Annotated in this window: 20 protein-coding genes and 1 pseudogene; 5 read left to right on the plus strand and 16 right to left on the minus strand. The window is 61.9% G+C overall.

All coding sequences use genetic code 11. The annotated features are described in order from the left end of the window. Positions 1–103: 103 nt before the first annotated feature. From ACWIVK_RS03265 to ACWIVK_RS03320, 12 genes and pseudogenes are all read right to left on the minus strand, one after another. A pseudogene (locus ACWIVK_RS03265) lies at positions 104–580 on the minus strand (hypothetical protein); the annotation flags it as partial. Then, positions 534–1,067 carry an NUDIX hydrolase gene (locus ACWIVK_RS03270; RefSeq protein ID WP_448575124.1) on the minus strand — a complete coding sequence of 178 codons (534 nt, stop codon included), beginning with the start codon at positions 1,065–1,067 and terminating at the stop codon, positions 534–536. The pseudogene ACWIVK_RS03265 and the gene ACWIVK_RS03270, both read right to left, overlap by 47 nt. After that, positions 1,040–1,648: a nucleotidyltransferase family protein gene (locus ACWIVK_RS03275; RefSeq protein WP_448575125.1), complete on the minus strand. Its 609-nt coding sequence runs from the start codon at positions 1,646–1,648 to the stop codon at positions 1,040–1,042. The genes ACWIVK_RS03270 and ACWIVK_RS03275 overlap by 28 nt, the downstream gene beginning before the upstream one ends. Positions 1,649–1,669: 21 nt before the next feature. Beyond that, positions 1,670–2,458: an XdhC family protein gene (locus ACWIVK_RS03280; RefSeq protein ID WP_448575126.1), complete on the minus strand. Its 789-nt coding sequence runs from the start codon at positions 2,456–2,458 to the stop codon at positions 1,670–1,672. Beyond that, positions 2,455–2,775 (minus strand): XdhC family protein, encoded by a 321-nt coding sequence (locus ACWIVK_RS03285; protein ID WP_448575127.1) that lies wholly within the window; start codon positions 2,773–2,775, stop codon positions 2,455–2,457. Before ACWIVK_RS03285 ends, ACWIVK_RS03280 begins: the two co-directional genes overlap by 4 nt. A 14-nt stretch (positions 2,776–2,789) precedes the next feature. Then, positions 2,790–4,043, minus strand: coding sequence for a vWA domain-containing protein (locus ACWIVK_RS03290; protein ID WP_448575128.1), 1,254 nt, complete (start codon positions 4,041–4,043; stop codon positions 2,790–2,792). A gap of 44 nt (positions 4,044–4,087) precedes the next feature. Further along, on the minus strand, positions 4,088–4,984 hold the full coding sequence (locus tag ACWIVK_RS03295; protein WP_448575129.1) for an AAA family ATPase: 897 nt from the start codon (positions 4,982–4,984) through the stop codon (positions 4,088–4,090). A gap of 120 nt (positions 4,985–5,104) precedes the next feature. Beyond that, positions 5,105–5,971, minus strand: a complete 867-nt coding sequence (locus tag ACWIVK_RS03300) for an FAD binding domain-containing protein (protein WP_448575130.1) — start codon at positions 5,969–5,971, stop codon at positions 5,105–5,107. Positions 5,972–6,021: 50 nt separating this feature from the next. After that, positions 6,022–8,373, minus strand: a complete 2,352-nt coding sequence (locus tag ACWIVK_RS03305; RefSeq protein ID WP_448575131.1) for a xanthine dehydrogenase family protein molybdopterin-binding subunit — start codon at positions 8,371–8,373, stop codon at positions 6,022–6,024. Between the two features lie 56 nt (positions 8,374–8,429). Beyond that, entirely contained in the window at positions 8,430–8,900 is a 471-nt protein-coding gene (locus ACWIVK_RS03310) for a (2Fe-2S)-binding protein (RefSeq protein WP_448575132.1), read from the minus strand. 43 nt (positions 8,901–8,943) lie between these two features. Continuing rightward, complete coding sequence (locus tag ACWIVK_RS03315; RefSeq protein WP_448575133.1) at positions 8,944–9,390, minus strand: SRPBCC family protein; 447 nt, start codon at positions 9,388–9,390, stop codon at positions 8,944–8,946. A 360-nt stretch (positions 9,391–9,750) separates the two neighbouring features. Beyond that, positions 9,751–10,509, minus strand: coding sequence for an SCO1664 family protein (locus tag ACWIVK_RS03320; protein WP_448575135.1), 759 nt, complete (start codon positions 10,507–10,509; stop codon positions 9,751–9,753). Between the two features lie 240 nt (positions 10,510–10,749). Between ACWIVK_RS03320 and tig the strand changes: the two genes are divergently transcribed. From tig to clpX, 3 genes are read left to right on the plus strand one after another with little or no spacing between them, the layout of a single operon-like run. Then, positions 10,750–12,222, plus strand: coding sequence for a trigger factor (gene tig, locus ACWIVK_RS03325; protein WP_448575136.1), 1,473 nt, complete (start codon positions 10,750–10,752; stop codon positions 12,220–12,222). Between the two features lie 21 nt (positions 12,223–12,243). Then, on the plus strand, positions 12,244–12,861 hold the full coding sequence (locus ACWIVK_RS03330; protein WP_015922154.1) for an ATP-dependent Clp protease proteolytic subunit: 618 nt from the start codon (positions 12,244–12,246) through the stop codon (positions 12,859–12,861). Between the two features lie 32 nt (positions 12,862–12,893). Then, positions 12,894–14,159: an ATP-dependent Clp protease ATP-binding subunit ClpX gene (gene clpX / locus ACWIVK_RS03335; RefSeq protein ID WP_448575137.1), complete on the plus strand. Its 1,266-nt coding sequence runs from the start codon at positions 12,894–12,896 to the stop codon at positions 14,157–14,159. 88 nt (positions 14,160–14,247) lie between these two features. On the opposite strand, the gene ACWIVK_RS03340 is transcribed toward clpX, so the two are convergent. Both ACWIVK_RS03340 and ACWIVK_RS03345 read right to left on the minus strand, forming a co-directional pair. Next, a complete protein-coding gene (locus ACWIVK_RS03340; RefSeq protein WP_448575138.1) occupies positions 14,248–14,712 on the minus strand; it encodes a ClbS/DfsB family four-helix bundle protein in 465 nt (154 codons plus the stop codon). A gap of 166 nt (positions 14,713–14,878) precedes the next feature. Further along, on the minus strand, positions 14,879–15,571 hold the full coding sequence (locus ACWIVK_RS03345; protein ID WP_448575139.1) for a zinc metallopeptidase: 693 nt from the start codon (positions 15,569–15,571) through the stop codon (positions 14,879–14,881). Positions 15,572–15,754: 183 nt separating this feature from the next. Between ACWIVK_RS03345 and ACWIVK_RS03350 the strand changes: the two genes are divergently transcribed. Beyond that, positions 15,755–16,768, plus strand: a complete 1,014-nt coding sequence (locus ACWIVK_RS03350; protein ID WP_448575140.1) for a polyprenyl synthetase family protein — start codon at positions 15,755–15,757, stop codon at positions 16,766–16,768. Here the strand turns inward: ACWIVK_RS03350 and ACWIVK_RS03355 are convergent. Together ACWIVK_RS03355 and ACWIVK_RS03360 are read right to left on the minus strand one after the other, a co-directional pair. Next, positions 16,765–17,850, minus strand: coding sequence for a DUF1786 domain-containing protein (locus ACWIVK_RS03355; protein WP_448575141.1), 1,086 nt, complete (start codon positions 17,848–17,850; stop codon positions 16,765–16,767). The two genes, ACWIVK_RS03350 and ACWIVK_RS03355, sit on opposite strands and share 4 nt — an antisense overlap. Beyond that, positions 17,847–18,815, minus strand: coding sequence for a metallophosphoesterase (locus tag ACWIVK_RS03360; RefSeq protein ID WP_448575142.1), 969 nt, complete (start codon positions 18,813–18,815; stop codon positions 17,847–17,849). The genes ACWIVK_RS03355 and ACWIVK_RS03360 overlap by 4 nt, the downstream gene beginning before the upstream one ends. Before the next feature lie 91 nt (positions 18,816–18,906). On the opposite strand from ACWIVK_RS03360, the gene ACWIVK_RS03365 reads away from it, so the two are divergent. After that, positions 18,907–19,623, plus strand: coding sequence for a metal-dependent transcriptional regulator (locus tag ACWIVK_RS03365; protein ID WP_448575143.1), 717 nt, complete (start codon positions 18,907–18,909; stop codon positions 19,621–19,623). Positions 19,624–19,700: the final 77 nt, after the last annotated feature.

The raw sequence follows: 19,700 nt of genomic DNA on the forward strand, positions 1-19,700 counted from the left end.
GCGGCGCATCGGGGGCGAGGGTCTCTTTCGGGTCAACCACCGCCGGGAGTTCCCGGTACTCGACGAGTACTTCGGCTGCCGCCTCTTCAGCTGCGGGACGACCCGTCGCGAGAACGGCGACCACACCCTCTCCAACAAAACGGACGCGATCGACTGCCAGCGGGTAGCGGCGCTGAGGACGCACGCCGGCCGATTGCGGAGGAACAGGGAAGGGTGAGAGCCAATCCGCGAGATCGCGACCGCTCAGCGCCGTCACGAATCCGCGAACCCGTGTCGCCCGGCTCCAGTCCACGGTCGCTATCTCAGCGTGTGGATAAGGACTCCGTACGAGCGCGAGGTCGAGTGCTCCAGGCAAATCGATGTCGTCGGTAAAGATCGCGCGACCTCGTAGAAACCGCTCATCTTCGAGGCGGCGGACCGGGCGTCCGAGGTAACGAGATTCGCTCATGCTGTCCCCCTCTCGAATCGCCAATCTCGATTCTCGGTATCCTCGGACGAATGGACAGGGTTTCGTTCGGGATAGGAGAAAGAAGTCAGGACTGCGAGCGCTGCCGGAGCCAATCGCGCAAGATTTCCGCATCGTGCGGAAAGGCAAGCGGAGGCAATGCGTCGAGCGGGAACCACTCGACTGCGGTGCTTTCGTCGCTCGTCCTGAGTTCACCGCTGACGACGCGTCCTTCGTAGACAGCGAGAACGACCGGCTGGCCCTGCCGTGAGTAGAGTCCGACGAGCTGCCCGACTTCGACGTGCAGACCCGTTTCCTCCAACACCTCGCGCCAGGCTGCCTCCTCGACCGGCTCGCCGCGCTCGACGAAGCCGGAAGGAAAGCTCCAGAGACCGAGACCTGGTTCGATCGCGCGCTTTTGGAGCACGATCCGATCGCCGTGCCGTACGATCACCGCCACTGCGAGTTTGGGGTCAGCGAAGAACGGCCGATCGCATGCCGGGCAATAGGGGCGGAGTCGGCCAGCTACCATCCGGCTTTCGAGTTCATGACGACAATACGGGCAATAACGGATGTCGTCGGCAAAATTGATGCTCATGGCTCGCGGCGCTGATCGCGGCAAAGCTGGCGCGCTCGTTCGACGTCTTCCGGTGTATCGAGGTCGAGTGGAATGGAGCGATCCGGTACATCACAAGTAACGATCGCATCGCGGTGCCGAGCGAGCACTGGTCGTGCACCGGTATCGCCTTCCAGTGAGACGAGTTCGGGGAACAACCGGCGGGCGATCAAGATCGGGTGCCCCGGCCCATCAGCGTAGCGCGGTCGCACGATCGCTGCTTGGGTCGAGCGGAACCGATCGATCAGGAGCGCGACGACTTCTTGATCGATAAACGGTTGGTCACCCAAGAAGAACACGACTGCATCGACGTCGTCAGGTAAGACAGCGAGCCCGGCTCGGATCGCGGTGCTCTGCCCTTCGCTGGCTCGTTCATTGACCACGACGCGGAATCCTTCTGTATCCAACGCGCGAGCTCCCGCGATGTCCGGATTGAGCACCACGACGCGCGGTTCCAAGCTGGTGCGCTGGACCGTGTCGAGCACCCACTGCAGGACCGGCTTGCCGCAGAGGTCGACGAGTTGCTTCGGATATCCCAGCCTTCGCGAAAGGCCGCCGGCGAGAACGATGGCGGCGATCCGGTGCATACGAACCATCCGAACTGAGCATCAGGCGCTTTCGCGCGCGACCGGAGCAGCGGATTTGGCCGGTCGGAGCGGTTGACCGATTCGCCCGCGTCGGACAGCGATGATCTCGGCCAGAATGCTCACAGCAATCTCGCCGGGTGTCTTCGCACCGATATCGATGCCGATCGGCGCATGGATCCGAGCGAGCTGCTCCTGGCTGAACCCCGCACGGCGCAGTCGTTCCAATCGTTGCTGGCTCGTTTTCCGACTGCCGATCGCGCCGATATAACCAGCTCTCGACTGCAGGGCGACCTGCAACGCTGGATCCTCGAACTTCTCGTCGTGTGCCAGAATGACGATGTCGGTCTGCGGCGTGATGTTCGAGCCGAGCAGCGCTTCATCTGGCCAAGCGACGATGAGCTGGTCAGCGTGGGGGAAGCGCTCCCGGGTGGCGAAAAACTCGCGCGCGTCGATCACCGTCGTGCGATACCCGAGCTCTTTGGCCATCGCGACGAGCGGCACCGCGATGTGGACAGCGCCGACGACGATCAGGTGGCGCGGGGGCAGATGCGGCTCCAGGAAGACCTCGATCTCCCGACCCTCGCTGATGCGATATGTGCGGATGATCGGCTCACCGGTTTCGAAGAGCGAACGCGCATCCTCGTTGACGATCGCGTCGAGTTCGGTCGAACCGAGCGAGCCAATGGTTCGACCGTCCTCGAACACGAGCAGCTTCGCTCCCAACGGTTCGCCGGAGACGAGCGTTGCGCTGACGACCGCTTCTTCGTTTTTGAGTGCTTCACGCAGTGCTGTGAAAACAGTGGCATTCATGACTGCTTCACCAGGGGTTCCACGAAGACGTCGATAATTCCACCGCAACTCAGACCGACGTCCCAAGCCTGCTCGTCGCTGATACCGTAACGGACGAGCCGTGGTCGACCGGTCTCGAGTACCTCGAGCGCGACCTCGAAGACTGCACCTTCCACGCAACCGCCGCTCACCGATCCTGTCATGCGTCCGGATCGCGTGACAGCCATCTTCGCACCGACAGGACGCGGTGACGAGCCGATGGCGCGAACGACCGTGGCGAGCGCGATCTCTTCACCTTCGGCGATCCAACGTTCGATGTCTGGTAGTATGTCACGCATCGGTCCTCCCACCCTTAGGCAGCAGGTGCTTCGGGCAGCACAGCATGCTGACGGCGCACCGGCCGCTTGTCGTCGATCTGGCTCAGGTGCTTCGCTAAGGCTTCCAAGCTGGCAAAGTTATGAATCGGCATGAAATCGTCGATGTACGGCAGCGCCGCTTGCATACCGCGCGTCAGCGGTTCGTAACGAGGCGAACCCAACAAGGGGTTGAGCCAGATGAGGCGGTAACAGCTGCGTTGGAGACGAGCCATCTCCTGTGCCAGCAGCTGCGGATCACCGCGATCCCAGCCATCGCTGATGATGAGAACGACAGCCCCGTTGCGGAGCACCCGGCGGGCCCACTCCTGGTTGAAAGTCTGGAGCGATTGCCCGATCCGCGTTCCGCCGGACCAATCCTGCACCTCGCGCGCGACGCGCCGCATCGCTTCATCGATGTCCTGATGTTTGAGGAGGCGTGTGACGCGCGTGAGGCGTGTTCCGAACACGAAGGCTTCCACCTTGGCCATGCCGTTTTCGACAGCGTAGATGAACTGGAGCAGAATCCGGCTGTAGCGGTCCATCGAGCCGCTCACATCGCAGATGACGACGAGTTGGCGCGGCTTGGTCTTGGTTTGCCGGCGAGCGAGAGTGAGCGGGACGCCGCCGCTCTGGAGCGACCGTCGCATGGTCCGTCGCGGATCGATGAAGCGCCCTTTCGGGGAGGCGACCTTGCGGCGCGAGCGCCGACGGCCGATCTGCCACGTCAATTGCTGCATGAATCGTCGGATCTGGGCGAGTTCATCCTCGGTGAAATCGGCAAAGTCCTTTTCGCGCAAGATCTCGGCCGGACTGTAGCTGAAGGCGTCCGCCAACGATTCTGCCTCGCTCCCCTCGCCTTCCTCTGCTTCCTCGATCGCTTCGATCGCTTCCAGTCGTCGACCCCGTGCACCCTCGACGCTGCTTCCCTCGGTCTCCTCCGCTTCCTCGCCTTCTTCGGGGGTGAGTTCGATGACATCATCCGGATCAGGTTGCTGGAGAAGACCATCGGTGTATTCCGGCTTGGCTCGCCAGTACAGATCGAAGAGCCGGTCGAACACCGGCAGGTCGTCCTTGTGCGTGACCAGGCAAGCGCGCGCCGCTTCGCGAAACTCTTCGCGGCGGCTGATATCGATGTGTTCGATCGCGCGCACGAAGTCCATCGCCTGACCGGTCGTCGTCTTGACGCCAGCACGCCGGAGCAAGCGAGCGAATGCGAGGGCACGTTGTGCGAAGTTCATCGTTGCCGTCATGGCTCACTCATCCACGGTGAAGCCCGAGTGGGGCCGGTTCGGTCTCATTCTTGCGTCGCTGCCATGACCAATTCTTCCAGCCGCTTCTTGCGGATATGCTGCAGATCCTCCTGGTGTTTGAGAATCGCGCCGAGTGTCGCCGAGGCGATCTCGACGCTGAGTTGACTCTGATTGAGTGCGAGCAGTGCAGCGGCCCAGTCCAGCGTCTCGGCAACGCCGGGCAGCTTGTACAGATCTTCCCGCCGAAGCGCCTGGATGAAGCGAGCGACCTGGAGCGCCAGCCGCTCCGGGATCCCCGGTAGCTTGACGCGCAGAATCTCGAACTCCTTCTCCAAGCTCGGGTAGTCGATCCAGTGGTACAGGCAGCGTCGCTTGAGCGCGTCATGCAGCTCCCGCGTGCGGTTGGACGTGATGATGACGTATGGCGGATGCTCGGCCTTGATCGTTCCGATCTCCGGGATGGTGATCTGGAAGTCGGAGAGCAATTCGAGCAAGAACGCTTCGAATTCCTCATCCGCCCGGTCGATCTCATCGATGAGGAGAACGGGAGCTTTCCCGCGATGTCGGATCGCCTTGAGGAGCGGTCGCTCGATCAGGAACTCCTCGCTGAAAATTTCGTGCATCGCGGTATCCCATCCGACCTGCTGGTCTTCCAGCAAGCGGATGGCCAGCATCTGGCGTGGGTAGTTCCACTCGTAAACCGCGTGGTTGACGTCCAGCCCTTCGTAGCACTGGAGACGGATCAACTCCGTATCCAGTACCTGCGACAGCACTTTGGCGACTTCCGTCTTGCCGACCCCTGCTTCGCCCTCCAAGAGGAGCGGCTTGGGTAGCTTGAGAGCGAGGAAAATAGCGGTCGCCAGGCTGGTGTCGCACACGTATCGATAGGCTGCGAGTGCGCGCTGTACAGCCTCGACTGAATGCAGCTCGATCGTCGTCACGGTTCACCTCGACTCATCAGACGTGCCGGTCAGATAGTATACCAAAGTACGGTATCGATGGACAGCGATGCGCCCGGGGTCGTTGACCCCGGGCGTGCTGCGACACATAGAAATGGTCGGTCAGCCGCGTGCTCGCTCTACAGCGCGGGTCAGGGCTCGCTTGACGAACACGCGCGTGAGATGTGCTCGATACTCCTCGCTGGCGAAGATATCGCTGTTGAACGTCATACCCTCGCTGGCCAACTGGCTGGCTGCTTCGATGGTCTCAGCAGTGGGCTGCTTGCCGACCAGCGCTTGCTCGACGTTCTGGCGCCGAACTGCATAGGGGCCTGCACCGGTCACCCCGACGCGTGCCGCGGCGACCGTACCGTCCTCGGCCAGCGTCACGACCGCTGCTGCCCCGACGACGGCATAACCCGATGCTGGATTGGCGAACTTCTGGTAGGACATGCCGGTGCGCGCTGGTGGCTTGGGGCAAGCGATCTCGGTGAGGATCTCGTTCGGTTGCAGGGCAGTCGTGAAGAGATCGACGAAGAACTGGTCTGCAGGGATGGTACGATCGCCGTTGGGGCCCACAGCCTTGATCTCCGCACCGAGTGCGAGCACGACAGCGGGAAGATCAGCTGCCGGGTCGGCGTGAGCGAGTGATCCGCCGATCGTGCCCATGTTCCGCACCTGGAGATCGCCGATCGCGTCGATCGCCTCAGGGAGAATGGGCAGCACTCGGCGAACGAGATCGGATCGTTGAATATCGTCGTACCGCGTCATGGCACCGAGGACGATTCGGTCAGCGGCATCCCGGATACCAGCAAGTTCGCTGATGCGCGAAATGTCGATGAGCGCGGACGGCGAGGCGAGGCGGAGCTTCATCGCCGGGATCAAGCTGTGCCCCCCAGCGAGGAGCTTTGCGTCAGGGTTCTCGAGCAGAAGCTTCAGCGCCTCTTGCACCGACCCCGCTCGGTAATAGGTGAACGTGCTCGAATACATCGTCTGCTCCCCTTCCGTTCTTCCAGAGGTACCGTCCCCCGGATGTGCCCTCAGCGCGATCGTTCGCGGATCGCTCGCCAGATCCTCTGCGGTGTCAGCGGCATGTCGATATGATCGATGCCGAACGGTGCGAGTGCATCGATCACAGCATTGACCACGGCGGGCGTCGAGGCGATCGTACCGGTTTCGCCTGCTCCCTTGACTCCCATCGGGTTGACCGGAGTGGGGGTGACCGTCCGATCGACCGTAAAGGAGGGGAGCATGCTCGCCTTGGGCACTGCGTAGTCCATGAGCGAACCGGTGAGGAGCTGGCCATTCTCGTCGTAGGCGGCGAATTCGTACACCGCCTGCGCGAGTCCCTGCGTGATGCCGCCGTGAACCTGCCCATCGACGATCATCGGGTTGATCACGTTGCCGACATCGTCGACGGCAACATACTGACGGAAGTGCACTTTCCCAGTTTCCGGGTCGACCTCCACGACGCAAATGTGGCACCCGAACGGGAACGTATTGTTCACTGGATCGAAGAAGTGCGTCGCCTCGAGCCCTGGTTCGATGTCCCGCGGCAGCTTCCAGGCGAGATAGGCTTGCAGGGCCACCTCTTGGAAGGTCATACCGCGATCCGGAGCACCCTTGACGAAGAAGCGACCGTTCTCGAAGACCAGGTCATCGGGCGAGACTTCGAGGAGATGGGCCGCGATTCGCTGTGCCTTTTCCTTGACCTTGCGGCACGCGAGGACCAACGCTGCGCCACCTACCGCGGTGCTCCGGCTTCCATACGTCCCCATGCCGAAGGGGACCATTTCGGTGTCACCGTGGACGATCTCTACGTCCTCGAAGGGCACACCGAGTTCGTCAGCGACCAGCTGAGCAAAGGTCGTCTCCTCGCCCTGCCCGTGCGGGTTGGAGCCGGTGAAGACCGTCACCTTGCCGGTGGGATGCACCCGTACGGTCGCGCTCTCCCACAGACCACCTTGGAAGCCCATCGCTCCCGCAGCCTGGGAAGGAGCCAGGCCGCAGACCTCGACATAGGTGGAGAAGCCGATCCCGATGTAACGTCCCTGCTTGCGCAGCTCCTCTTGCTCACGCCGCAGGTTCTGATAATCGACCAGTTCCAGTGCCCGATTCAGTGTCGCCTCGTAATCACCGCTATCGTACTGTAAACCGGTGGGCGTCGTGTACGGGAACTTGTCCTTGGGAATGAAGTTCTTGCGGCGGATCTCCGCTGGATCCATCCCCAGCTCGCGGGCAAGGAGATCGATCATCCGCTCCAAGAGATAGGTCGCTTCGGGTCGCCCAGCGCCCCGATACGCGTCTGTCGGTGTGGTGTTGGTGAGGACGCCGTAGACGTCGCAATGCACGACCGGAATCGCATAGGGACCCTGCAGCATGAGGCCGAACAACCAAGTCGGGACGCCGGGTGCAGCCGTCGAGAGATAGGCTCCCATGCTGGCATAAGCGCGCACGCGGACACCAGTGATCGTGCCGTCCCGCCGCGCCGCGATATCGACGTATTGGATGTGGTCGCGGCCGTGAATCGTCGCGACATAATTCTCTTGCCGCGTCTCGATCCACTTGATCGGCTGTCCGAGATCCTTGCTGATGGCTGCCGCGATCATCTCGCCAGCGTACATCGGAATCTTGCTACCGAAACCGCCGCCCACATCGGTGGCGATGACGCGGATTTGCGTCTCCGGTAGACCAGTGACCCCGGAAAGCAACAAACGGTGCACGTGCGGGTTCTGGCTGGTGCACCATATGGTCAGTTCACCCGTGCCCGGATTGTAGGCCGCGAGCGCACCGCGCGGTTCCATTGCCGTCGGGATCAGCCGGTGATTGACCAACCGGCGCGAGATGCGCACCTCGGCAGCATTCCAGGCTGCGTCGAAGTCACCCGCATGCAGCTTCCAGTGGAAGGCAAGGTTGTTGGGGACCTCGTCGTAGAGCTGCGGTGCACCGGGCTCGAGCGCTTTCTCCTGGTCGATGACTGCCGGGAGCGGTTCGTACTCCACCTCGATGGCTTCGACCGCGTCCTGCGCAACGTAGCGATCGGTCGCGACGACCACGGCGACTGCGTCACCGACGTAGCGCACCTTGTCCACAGCGACTGCTCGGTAGGGTGGAACCTTCAAGTCACTGTCAGGGATCAGCCAGGCGCAGGGCACCGGGGCCAGCTTGTCGACGAGATCCTGACCGGTGTAAACGGCGACAACGCCTCGCATCGCCCGTGCCTTGCTGGTATCGATGCGGACGATCCGCGCGTGCGCGTGGGGACTCCGCTTGATCGCCATGACCAATGTGCCTGGAAGCCGGATGTGATCCGTGAAATTGCCGCGACCGGCGATGAGTCGCGGATCTTCGCGCCGCTTGACAGCTGCTCCGAACATCTTGGTGACAGCCATGGCTCCCTCCTTCGCTGCGAGATGCCCGGGTCCGACCCGGCCGAACGAGCACGTGCCTAGCTACCGCTGCGCATCTTCTCGGCCGCGTACTGAATAGCGCGGACAATATTCTGATAGCCTGTGCAGCGACACAGGTTCCCTTCGATGGCGTGACGGATCTCCTCTTCCGTCGGATCGGGGTTGCGCTGCAGGAAGTCGACAGCAGTCATGATCATCCCCGGCGTGCAGTAACCGCACTGCAGCCCGTGCTTTTCCCAAAATCCTTCCTGCACCGGGTGGAGTTGGCCATCGCGAGCCAGTCCCTCGATCGTGGTAATCTCCGCACCATCCGCTTGCACGGCGAAAATCGTGCAAGACTTGACCGCCTTGCCGTTCATGAGGACGGTACAAGCGCCGCATTGGCTCGTGTCGCAGCCGATGTGCGTTCCGGTGAGGTTGAGGACATCCCGCAAGTAGTGTACGAGCAGCAGGCGAGGCTCGACGTCATGGGTGCACGTCACACCGTTGACGGTCATCGTGATCTGCATTCGACCACTCCTTTCCCTTCCGACCAACGACCTGCCGACACGATCAGGCACTCGCACTCATCTGGCGCTCGATACACGAGAAGAACTGTTCGATCATGCGTTTGGCTACGCCACCCAGCATCCGTTGGGCGACGCCGGCGAATGGTCCGCCCAGTTCCACATCACCCTCGTAAGTGATCTCCGTGGTTTGGTCGTCGACCGCTCGTAACTGGACCGAGCCCACGCCGCGAGCAAAGCCGGGTTTCCCCTGTCCCTCCACCGCCATGCGGTACGAGGCGGGTGGATCGACATCGGAGAGTTGTATTTTCCCCTGGAACGTTCCCTTCACAGGACCGATGGCGACCGTCATCGCCATTTCGTACTGATCAGGGGCGACCTGATTGAGATTTTCCACTCCAGGCAGACAACTCGCGATCAACTGTGGATCGGTCAGTCGCGCAAAGACGACATCGCGAGCCGCTCGTATGGTGTGCGATCCTGAGATTTTCACCCTTGCTCCCTTCCCTGCTACCCCTTGATCGACGCCAGTCCACAGAGCCTTGCACTTTTCGTGATAAGGCGAGTACTCTGGGCAACCCTTCCCGCTGCCTGATCGAGAACGACCCTTCGGGTTCTTTGGCTTCCATCTTTATCATACAGCCAATCTTGGGACCGGTCAAGAGGGAAACGCGGGAACGTGATCCGGGGAATCCCGCGCGCCATCGCCTCCTGCTCGGTCAGCGATTCTGACGTCGCGATCTCCAAGGCACGCGCTATCCTCCACAGATCGAGCTGATTCGGGCAGCGATCGACGAGTTGTCCGAATATAGCCCGGAATCATAGTTCGTCCGGAAGCAAACGATTCGCCCCGTCACCAGCCGAACGGAATGTTGCGTCGAGGGTTGAGCAGTGGATAGATCGGGTGCTCCACGAGGGTCGCGCAGCGCTTCCAGAAAACGGCGAGTTCGTTCTCGGCCAAGAACGGTCGGAGGAGCCGCTGGACGATTCGGCGGTGTCGCAGGAGACGCGCGAGATCGGAGAGCAACTCGCTCGGGATAGGCTCTCCGCAAAATTCCCAGAGGATGGTCCGTAGCTTGGGATCGACATGGAAGGTCAGCCCGTGGTCGATCCCCCAAATCCGCTGGTCGAACTTCCCCCGGAAGAGGTGGCTCGCTTTGCGGTCGGCATTGTTCGTGAGAAGGTCGAAGAGGGCGATGCGTGCAAGTTCGGATCGCACCGATTTGCCGCGCAGTGGCTGATCGTCCGCTTCGATATACAGCTGGACCGTCCCGATCCCGTAGGGACCATCGCGGATGACCGTCGGGGGAACGAACGACCAGCCGAGCAGGCGGCTCAAAAGATAGCTGGCATATTCGCGGCGATAGAGCGTTCCTGCAGGAAAATCCCAGAGTGGCGCCTCGCCGCGGGCAGGCTTATAGATAGCCAGGAGGTCGGGAACGATCTCCTGCTCCAGCAGCACGACGAACGTCCCGTTGGTGCCCCACGGAACGAGTTGCCAGTCGGCGATCGTCCCGCAGGCGAGGGCACGCCGGAGTGGACGAATGTGCTGCAATCCGCGTGCGGTGAGGAGACGATGTCGTCGAGGCCGGCGGGTCAACTCGGTCGTCATGCTCGTCACCTGGTGGGTACCTAGTGGTGCGGGTACCTCCGCCTGATAACTTTAGCACAGGGCTCCTAGCGACCGGAATGGCTGGCGGGGTAGGATTAGCGATGCAAGCCGGCCCTCGGCAATGCTGGAGGCCGCGGAACGTCTGCGTCGAGCAGTTCTCTCTCGATTCGGGCGAGAATTGGGTGCAGCGAGATGAGCCGAGATTCGATCGTGGTGTGTCCTGATTAGGGAGGGGAGTTCGTGAAGATCACCGTCGAACGCCTGCCGCAAAGCACGGTGCGCCTGGATATCGCGGCGGATCCTGACGAATTCGACGCTGCACTCGAACGAGCGTTCCGGCGTATCGGCCAGCAGGTCCAAGTACCTGGTTTTCGGCCTGGGCGCGCACCTCGGGCGCTCGTCGAGCGACGAGTGGGGCGGGAGCTGATCGTCGCGGAAGCGCAGCGTGAACTCATGGATCGGTTGTATCGTGAGGCGCTTCAGCAACACCGGCTGACCCCTGTCGCCGAACCAGAGGTGGAGGTCTATCAGGACGAACCGCTCGCCTTCCGCGTCGACGTACAGGTCTATCCGCAAGTCGATCTCGACGGCTATCGAGATATCCGCGTCGAACCGCGCGAGGTCGAGGTGACCGAAGAGGAAATCGATCAGGTGATCGAGGGGCTGCGGCGCAGTCGCGCGGTCTGGAAGACGCCGGACGAGCCGCGCCTACCTCGCGACGGTGATCAGGTGATCGTCGATATCGAAGCGTACGAAGGCGAGCAACCGTTCCAGGAGCCGCTTCGCCAGGCGACTTTCGTCTTGGGCGAGAGCAACCTTTTTGCGGAGATCGATCAGGCTATCCGCTCCCTGCGGCCTGGAGAATCGGCTGAGTTCGATATTTCTTTCGCGGAGGAAGACGAGCGCGTCAGTCCGGAACTCCGTGGGAAGACGCTGCATTACCGCGTGACCTTGCACGAGTTGAAGGAAGCTGAGCTTCCGGAAGTGAATGACGAGTTCGCGCAGTCGCTCGGGATAGCAACATCGAGCGAATTGCGTGCTCGCGTGCGGCGTGATCTCTTGCGCGAGAAGGCACAGGCAGCGCGTGCGGAAGTACTGGAACAGGCAGTCCAGCGCCTCCTCGAGGTGGCGACGGTCGAGCTTCCGCCAGCACTGGTCGAGCGTCAGGTCGCGGCGGACATCGATCGGCTGCGTGAACAACTGCGGCAGCGTGGAAGCAGCCTGGAAGAGTACCTGCGATTTCAGGGTAAAACCCCGGAAGAGTTCAGGCAGGATCTGCGCCCCCAGGCCGAAGTGCGCCTACGCCGGTATTTGGTGCTGGAAGCCTTTGCCGAGGCTGAAGGAATCGCGGTCAGTGAGGAGGAACTGGCTAGCGAGATCGAGCGACTGGCTCTCGCCAGCGGAAGTCCCGAGCAGTTCCGAGCATTCTACAATGTTCCCTCGGTGCGCAGCTATCTCGCTGACGAACTGCACGAGCGCAAGGTGAGCGAGCGGCTCCTCGAGCTCGTCACGGAAGGACGAGGTGCTGTCACCGGCGAGGCGGCTCGTGTTCTGGCTGGAGCCGAACCAGCCGAGGGGAGTGAGCCAGCTGCGGGCGCAGAAGCGGCGGCTGTGGAGTCAGCGGATCGCGAAACGACGCCGGCTGCCGAGCCAGCGGAATCGCTGGCAGCAACGGAGGTCGGATCGCGAGCGGACGATGACCAGGCATCCTGACGACGCTGAGGAGGCGATACGATGGAGCGAGACATCCGACCCGAACTCGTCATCCCGATGGTGATCGAAACGACCAGTCGTGGTGAGCGTGCGTACGATATCTACTCGCGCCTGCTCCGCGATCGGATCATCTTTCTCGGAACGCCGATCGACGATCAGGTGGCGAATGCCGTCATCGCCCAAATGCTGTTCCTGGCGCACGAGAACCCTGAGGCGGATATCAAGCTCTATATCAATAGTCCGGGCGGCTTGGTGTACGCTGGCTTGGCGATCTACGACACGATGCAGATGATCGAGCCGGACGTTGCGACCTACTGTGTAGGGCTGGGCGCCAGCATGGCGGCGGTGCTCCTCGCAGCGGGAACCAAGGGGAAGCGCTTCGCACTGCCTCATTCGCGGGTTCTGATTCACCAAGGTACTTCCGGATTCCGCGGTTCGGTGCCGGACATCGAGATCCAGGCACGGGAGACCTTGAATCTGACCACGATGCTGACCGAGCTCTTGGCGTTCCACACTGGTCAGCCGTTCGAGCGTGTGAAGCGGGATACCGAGCGAGATTATTTCATGAGCGCGTATGAGGCGAAGGACTACGGGATCGTGGATCACGTGCTGGAGCCGGTCAAGCTCCAGCGGGCGTAGGTGAGCCAACGGGTGGAGAAGGGGCGAAGGGGATGACGACGCGTGGGGGACGGGTCTTTTATCGCTGTTCCTTCTGTGGCAAGAGCCAGGAGGAGGTACGACGACTCATCGCTGGCCCGAACGGGGTCTACATCTGCGATGAATGTGTTCAGCTCTGCCAGGAGATCATCCAAGAAGAGGTAACACCTCGGCGTCCAGCTCCCGCTCCCACGCAGATCCCGACTCCCAAGCAGCTGTACGAGCAGCTGAGCCAGTATGTCGTCGGCCAAGAACGGGCCAAGAAGGTCCTGTCGGTCGCTGTCTACAACCATTACAAGCGGATTTTCTTCGGCGAGGCCAGCGACGTTGAGCTGCAGAAGAGCAATATCCTGCTCATCGGCCCGACTGGAAGCGGAAAGACGCTCTTGGCCCAAACGCTGGCCAAATTGCTCGATGTCCCGTTCTCCATTTCCGACGCCACGACGCTCACCGAGGCTGGGTACGTGGGGGAGGACGTCGAAAATATCCTTCTCCGTCTCATCCAGGCGGCTGGAGGCGATATCCAGCGCGCGCAAACCGGAATCATCTACATCGACGAGATCGACAAGATCGCTCGCAAGAGCGATAGCCCATCGATCACTCGCGATGTTTCCGGAGAGGGGGTGCAGCAGGCGCTCCTCAAGATTCTCGAGGGGACCATCGCCAACGTGCCGCCGCACGGGGGGCGCAAACATCCCCATCAGGAATACATTCAGATCGATACTCGCAATATCCTCTTCATCTGCGGCGGAGCATTCGAGGGGCTCGACGAGATCGTCCGCCGGCGAATCGGTAAGGACTCGACGATCGGGTTCGGCAAGAGCGCTCGGCACGATGGACGCGAGGAGAATGTGTTACACCAGGTCATCCCCGATGATCTCTTGAAGTTCGGATTGATTCCCGAGTTCATCGGTCGCCTGCCAGTCGTCGCGGCGCTCGATCCTTTGACTCACGACGACTTGGTACGGATCTTGGTGGAGCCGAAGAATGCGATCGTCAAGCAGTATCAGAAGATCTTCGCGATGGACAACGTGGAGCTGATCTTCACTCCTGATGCGCTCCATGCGACGGCCGACCTCGCCGAGCGACGTGGTACGGGCGCTCGTGGCTTGCGGACGACGCTGGAGGAGGTGTTGCTCGATGTCATGTACGAGCTTCCCTCGCTCCAGGGGGTTCGCAAGTGCGTCGTGACCGCGGACGTGATCTACCGACGTCGCCCACCGCTCCTCTTGACGGCGAACGACGAACCGATCGAGTTCACCTACGAGCAAAGCGCCTGAACGCGGCTAGAGGGATGCCGCGAGACCGGTTTTCCACCCGGGCCTCGCGGCATTCGTGCCCTCGCGCACTGTGATCGATCCAGGTGCGTCATTCCTTCTTGAGTCGCCGGCTGGGGGAGCGCCGCTTTTCGTACTCGAGAATATCCTGCAAGTGCTCTCTGTAGTGCTCGTAGGTATCGGCTGCAACCAACTCACGAGTGAGTACTGGTGTGCGCTCCAAGAGTTCGACGAGCTTCTCGTGTGTCTCGAGAAAACGATCCCACACTTCGCGCAGCGAGAGACTCTGGTTTCGTTGGATATCTTCCTCGTTGAAGGCGTCGATGTCGTCGATGGTGGGGGGCTCGCGACCTTCTTCCAATGCCTGGATGCGTTGCATGAGCAGACGTTCCCACGTCGCGATGTGCGCCATCATGTCCTTGAAGGAGTACGCGCCCCACGAACCGGTCTCGACGATTTCGTGCTCGGTCAAGTTGCGGAGTGCATTCCGCAGCTCGACCCAGGCCGATTGGATCTCCTGGAGGATCGCTCGTCGCTCATGAAGGTCGATGGTCATCGTGCTTCTCCCTCCCTCGCGTTCGGCGCCGACTCAGCACCGGTCACCGTTCCTTGGAGACTACCACGTCTCGGATCACGACGACATCGAGCGTTCGAGACGACGAGGCGCCCGGCGGACGCTCACGCTCCGGGCGCCTCGATTTCGTCTCTGGCGGGCTGGAGAATCACTCGCTCCGGCGCATTCCGCTCACGAGACTGATCCAATAGAGCAGGTTGACGACCGCCATGACGAGTCCAGCGACATAGGTCAGCGCAGCGGCGTTGAGAACCTCCCGCGCTTGCCTCTCCTCGGTCCGATCGACGATACCCATGGTGGTCAAAAGCGCGAGCGCTCGGCGAGAGGCATCGAACTCGACCGGCAAGGTCAGCAGGGCGAACAACGTGCCGAGCGAGAACAAGACCACACCCACCCAGGCGAGCCCGGAGATCCCAATGACGATACCCAAAATCATCAAGATCCACCCGATGTTCGTGCCGATATTCACCGCCGGAACGATCGCGGTGCGCAACTGCAGTGGTACGTACCCGACCTTGTGCTGGATGGCGTGTCCCGTCTCGTGAGCGGCAACGCCGAGCGCGGCGACAGATCGACCGTAATAGATGGGCTCGGAGAGGCGAACGACACGCCGCAGCGGATCGTAGTGATCGGTCAGCTCGCCAGGGGTGAGTTCGACGGGTACGTCGAAGAGACCGTTGCGGTCGAGGATGGCGCGGGCGACTTGCGCACCGGTCAAGCCGAGCCGATTCGGCATCTCACCGTACTTTCCGATGGCTGAGCGTACGCGCCATTGCGCATAGAGCATGAGCAGAAGCGCTGGCGCCAAAAACACGAAGTAGAGCGGATCGAAGTAGAACATGGTCAACCTCCCTTCACGGTCGTCCCACAGGGGAGCCGCTCGCACTTGGCCGGAACGGCTCCGCTGTGCGACGATCAATACAAGTATGGGCGTTCTCTGCTCCGCATGTCCAGTCGTCGACTGTCGAGTGGATGAAGAATGGTTCGATCGAAAGGCAGGGCCGTGAACGCAGCGATCGGCGACGTGGAACGGACGATGCAGGAGTTGTTGGATCGATACGGTGCGCGATTTCCGGCGCTACCGGGTACGCTTCCTGTGTACGAGGTGCTCGCCTATCATCTCGGCTGGCGCGACGAGCGGTTGCAGCCAGCGAGCGGAGTCAGCGGCAAGCGGTTTCGCCCTGCGCTCTGTCTGGCTGTCGCTCTTGCTGTCTGCGGTGATGCTGCTCGTGCCGTTGGGATCGCGGCAGCGATCGAGCTGCTCCACAACTTCACTTTGATCCACGATGATATCCAGGATCGCAGTCGAGTACGACGGCACCGCCCCACGATTTGGGCCCTGTGGGGTGATGCTCAAGCGATCAATGCTGGTGATGCTCTTTTCGTGTTGAGCCAGATCGCCGCGCTGGAAGCAGCACGAGCACTCGAGCCCGGTCGCGGTGAGGAACTCGTACGCCGCTTCAACGAGACGGCGCTCTCGATCGTCGAGGGGCAGGTTCTCGATCTCAGTTTCGAACAACGTCCCGACGTATCGGTCAACGAGTACCTCACCATGATCGAACGCAAGACGGCTGCGCTGATCGCCTTTTCCGCCTGGGCTGGGGCTCTGGTAGCTGGTGCGCCGGCGGAGGTCGCGGCACGGCTGGAACGCTTCGGGCGCGCGTTGGGACTCGGTTTTCAGATCCGCGATGACTACCTCGGGATCTGGGGAGATCCGGCGGTTACCGGGAAGCCCCGCGGCGATGACCTCCGACAACGCAAGAAGAGTTTCCCGATCCTTCTCGTCCTCGAACGCGCTGCAACCGATGAGCGGGCCTGGTTACTGGATCTCTGGCGTCGACGGACTGAGCTGAGCGCGGAGGAGGTGGCTGCGGTCATCGCATTACTGGAACGCTACGCGGTGCGTACTGCTCTGCAGGACGCAGTCGAACAGTTCCATCGCGAAGCGCTGGCAGAGCTCGAAGCGCTGTCGCTCGTACCCGAAGGGGTTACTTCTTTACTGGGACTCGTCGCCGGATTACCCTTGCGCGAAGCCTAACCCTCTTCGGGCAACAGTGACGGTAGTCGGTCTCCCGTCTCACGCTCGAGCAGCCGGAGCGTCGCCTCGATCAAGCCGTAACAGCCGGTCACCATCATGTCTCCGAAGGGTGCTGCCTCGTACCAACCCAGTGAGCGGACGAGGGATCGATTGGGACCAGTGATGGCAACGAACGGAAACGGCGCGGCCGCAGCGTAGGCGGGTGTCAGAACTGCTCCGTGACCACCCAGTCGCACGACGTCCGAGTGCGTCAGTCGTCCGCTCTGCAGCGCGGAGACGAGATCCGCGAGGATGGCCGGCGTCACCCCGCTGGTATGGTGCTCGAAGAGTCCATAGATGCGCGTTCGTCGTATCGCGACGCCGAACGTATGCATGTTCCCCACATTCACGACGATCGCGCCATCAGAACAGGCTGCGCGCCAGACCACTGGGTCGCACAGCGCGCCGAGAACGGCAGCCGGGCCGGTGTCCATGAGCACGCAGCCGGGAACTTGCCGCCGAACAGCTTGCATACGCAGGAGATAAGCCGGCGGTGTGCGGAAGGCCAGAGCGCGCAGATCGTCCGCCTGCTCGAGAAGCTCCGCCAGGAACCGGTACCGATGCTCATGGGCGTCCGTCGAGGGATCGTACCCGTGATCCTGCACGGCGATCGCCCAGAGTGCCGGTAGTTCGACTTCGAAGGCGCGCAAGGCCTGGGTAAGGGCAGGGACATCGACATCGGCCAACCAGACGACTTCGGCGCCGAGCGGCGGGAGTTCGGTCAACTCGATGCCCATGCGCTGGACGCGATCCAGGTCGTTATGGAGTGTCCGCGCGGCGTCCGGCTGTGCGGAAACTGGCAAGCCAGCGGCCAGATGCGCACGGATAGCGTCGCTGCTCGCACCACCCCCCATCAGAAAGCCAGCCAAATGCAGCGGACTCCTGCGACTGGTGATTCGGCGAATGCGTGCGGCAACGACCTGGGTTTGCGAGGGCAAGACGAGTTTGATGCAGTTTTCCGGCTCACGATCGGACTCGTAGAGCACGATATCCTGCGTGCCTGCTCCGGCATCGAGAGCCAGAATGCGGATCGGTGGTTTCATCGTCTCTCCTCCCGCTGGAGGGTCTGACGCACGGTCGAGGAACGAACGTACCGCAGAGGGTCATCGCAGGCTCGTTGCGGATCGTGCGCAGCAGGATCGAGTTCCAGGCAGAGGATCTCGGGTGAAGCGAAGAGCCGAAATGGAAGCTGCGTCAGACCGATACCAGCACTCACGTACACGAGCATCCCTTTTTCCCAGAACCAGCCGCGCTGCAGCCGTGCATGGGGTTTGCGGCGCCAGCGATCGAGATACCACGCAGCATCCAGAAACCCGATCGTCTGGGAGGGGGAGAGCCGAACCTGCCCCCAATGAGTATGTCCGAAGAGCGCAAGATCAGCGCATCCGACAGGTAATCGCTCGACGACCGAGGGAGCATGGGCGAGCAGGAGACGCGGGTGCGGCGGGAGCGGCCTCTTCAGCATCTCCGGGCGAGCGAAGCCGGTATAGGGGTCGTCGAGACCCACCAATTCGATCGTGCCGGTCGCTCCCTGCTGCCGTTCGACGGTGATGGTGACCGATTCGTTGCGCAAGATGTGCACGTTGCGTGCTTCCAGGAAACGAGCGATCCCTTCAGCGTTGGCCGTTCCGCGTCGGTAATCATGGTTGCCGAGCACTCCATACACGTGCTCGTAGCGTGCCAGGACATCGAACAGAGTGGTTTCCACCATGTTGCCCTGATCGAAGTAATCACCGCCGAGCAAGACGAGATCGGGACGCCAGCTCTCCAGGAGGTAGAGAGCGGTCCGCGCAAGTTCCGTGCTCGTTCCCGGCCCTCCCGCGTGGAAGTCAGTGAGAAAGGCCAGCCGGAGGCCGGCAGCGCGCTGCCGGGGCCGGGGTAGGGAGACCCGCGCTCGACGCACGAGAAGTTGACGCGGCTCCCGGGCCGCCAGGAGCAGGAGGAGTGTCGCGCTGATCCATCCGACCGATCCAGCGATCGCTCCGAGCTGTCGTGCAGCTCCTCGCACTGTCTCACCCTTCGAACAGGTGTTCAACGTATACTTGGCGCAACAGCGAACCCCCTCCACTCGGGGTCGGTTAGTCGCAAGGAGTGTACCAGTGAGACAGTCGAGGCGAGCGACAGGGCGAGTACCGATCACGCAGGCGATGGAGGATTATCTGAAAGTCATCTTCGCGCTCGAGCGAGACGAGGGACGGGTCACGACCCAAGCGATCGCCGAGCGTTTACGGGTGCAGAGCCCTTCGGTCACCAACATGTTGAAGCGGATGGCTGCGCTCGACCTCGTCGATCACCAACCCTATCGGGGTGTACGACTGACGGACCGGGGGAGGAGCGTTGCGCTCGAAGTGATCCGTCACCATCGCCTTCTGGAGCGGTTTCTCGCTGAGGTTTTGGAGTATCCGTGGGATGCTCTGCACGAAGAGGCGGATCGCCTCGAGCACGGCCTTTCCGAGGAACTCGAGTCCTGGATCGACGCACGACTCGGTTTCCCGACCGAAGATCCACATGGACATCCCATCCCGCGCAGCGATGGCTCGCTCCCCGAGCGACCCTGTCAGCGGTTGCACGATGTTCTGCCGGGGCAGCAAGTGGAAGTTCTCCACGTTGCCGATCACGATCGCGCACAGCTCCGCTATCTCGCCGAACTGGGTATTCGCCCGGGCACTCGCCTGGAGGTGCTCGAGCGCTTGCCATTCGAGGGGCCGCTGCGGGTCCGGATCGGTGATCGCGAACAGTTTGTCGGGGAACGACTGGCACGCGGAATTTACGTGACGGCGGCAGCAGTGGAGAGCGAGCAGGACGCGACGAGGTAAATCTTGCGCTTGCTTGTTCGGATGCGGGCAGGCGATCGTTGTCCTGCCGTTCGCTGATCGCTATGGTCAGATAGTCC

Source organism: Thermomicrobium sp. (assembly GCF_053493975.1).